The organism is Collinsella sp. LCP21S3_A3 (assembly GCF_052118905.1).
Classification (GTDB): Bacteria; Actinomycetota; Coriobacteriia; order Coriobacteriales; family Coriobacteriaceae; genus Collinsella.
The window spans coordinates 1-2,081 of record NZ_JBQKGH010000040.1; the positions used below are offsets into that span (position 1 = coordinate 1).

Below are 2,081 nucleotides of genomic sequence, written 5' to 3' on the forward strand. Positions count from 1 at the left end.
TGTTAATGCCAATATAAAAAGGGCCAGTTACACCAACGTAAAAATCCAATAGCACCAAGATAGATGTGCCAACAGCGCCAACGCATTTTGCCCAACCGCGCCAACGAAGGTACCCTCCCCTCGAGTAACCTTTCGAGAGGAGGACGATATGGAAAGGAACGTTATGGGCGAGTTGAGCATGTACAGGCAATCCGGCACCAAGCCCAACTTCAGCGAGATCGGCCGCAGGCACGGGATGAGCCGCAAGACCGTGGCCAAATACTGGCGAGCGGGCGGCGACCTCGACGACGGCAGGGCGTCGAGGGGCAGCGGCTTCGACCCGTTCCGGGAGGTGATAGAGGCAAAAGCCGAGCTTCCCGGCATCACGAAGAAGGCCGTCCACGAGTTCCTGCTGCACAGGCACCCGGACGCCCGCCTGCCGGGGTACAACGCCTTCACCGAGTACTGCAGGAAGAACGGCATCGCGTTCGGCGCGCTGCGCGCACCGGACGCGCACCCCCGCTTCGAGACCCCTCCGGGCCGCCAGATGCAGTTCGACTGGAAGGAGGGCATCACCATGGTGGACGCCAACGGCGAGGTCTTCGAGTTCAACGTGTTCTCCGCGACCCTGGGGTACTCGAGGCTCCACAAGTTCACCTACTCGGCCACCCGGACCACGGACGACCTGCTGGCCTGCCTGTTGGGCGCGTTCAAGTTCATGGGCGGCGTGCCGCAGGAGTGCCTCACCGACAACATGTCGTCGCTGGTCAACATGTCCACGGGCCGGCGCGTCAGGAACGAGAGGGCGTGGCGGTTCGCCAAGGAGGCCGGCTTCGACCTGCAGCTGTGCCGGGCGGGCGCCCCCCAGACCAAGGGGAAGGACGAGTCCGCCAACCGCTTCCTGAACAGGCTCTCGGCCTACGATCGCGACTTCGTGGGCCTGGACGGGCTGCTGGCGGCCATCGCGCGCATCGAGGCCAGGAGCAACTCGGAGCCCAACGACACGACGGGGCTGCCGCCCTCGGCGCTATTCATGCGGGAGAAGGAGTTCCTGCAGCCGATAGGCAACGCGACCCTGCTGGAATCGATGGTCGGCGACGTCTCTGATCAGGTGGTGCCGCCGACGATGCTCGTCAGGGCCGCCGGCAGGCAGTGGTCGGTGCCCCGCAGGTGCATCGGGAGGAAGGCCAGGGTGGTGACGATGCCGGGCGGGCAGATCCGCATCACCGTGGCGGGCGAGCTGGTCGCGGTCCACGACGCGGCGCAGGGCGCCAGCAAGATCAATTATACAGAAGAGCACTACGTGGAGGCCATGGCGGATAAGGCCTGGGCGGCCGACGAGGACATACGCGAGCAGGCGCGGGCGAACCTGGAGCTGCTCGGGCGGATGGGAGGAAAGTGATGGCGGATCCCGCGATCGAGGCCAGCCCCTACGTGAGGGCACAGAACAACCTGGGGACGCTGGGGCTGCACGAGATGTCGGCGCTTTTGCCCGACTACATGCGGATGGTGTCGGAGGGCGATGCGGACTTCTGCTCCGCGGTGGCGCAGATGACGCAGGTCGAGGTGGAGGCCAGGACGCAGAGGATCACGAGGCTGCGGATACGCTCGTCGGGGTTCCCGTGCGTGAAGACGCTGGCGGACTTCGACTGGTCCTTCCAGCCCTCCGTGCCCAGGCCCCTGGTTGAGGAGCTGGCGACGCTGAGGTTCGTGGACAGGGCCGAGAACGTGCTGCTGGTGGGCAGCCCCGGCGTGGGCAAGACCCACCTCGCCACCGCGATCGGCATAGAGGCCGTGAAGGCCGGCAAGGAGGTGAGGTTCATAGACTGCGCCAGGCTCGTGGACGACCTGAAGGACGCCCAGTCCAGGGGGATACTCAAGAAGAGGCTGAAGTACTACGCCCACTCGAAGCTGCTCATCATCGACGAGCTGGGCTACCTGGACATCGACGAGGGCGGCGCCGACCTGCTGTTCCAGCTGGTGAGCACCCGCTACGAGCAGCGGTCCACGATCATCACCACCAACGTTGGCATAACGGGATGGGCGAAGGTGTTCGGCGACGAGGTGGCCGCCAGCGCCATCGCCGACAGGATCTGCCACCA

The 2,081-nt window shown here is 65.3% G+C and carries 2 protein-coding genes; both read left to right on the forward strand.

The features are described from left to right. The first annotated feature begins 148 nt into the window (after window positions 1-148). On the forward strand, window positions 149-1,381 hold the full coding sequence (istA, locus tag ACTQ0H_RS09200; protein WP_441016562.1) for an IS21 family transposase: 1,233 nt from the start codon (window positions 149-151) through the stop codon (window positions 1,379-1,381). Beyond that, window positions 1,381-2,081, forward strand: a 701-nt coding sequence (gene istB / locus ACTQ0H_RS09205) for an IS21-like element helper ATPase IstB (protein ID WP_441538973.1), incomplete at its 3' end; no start/stop codon positions are given. The genes istA and istB, both read left to right, overlap by 1 nt.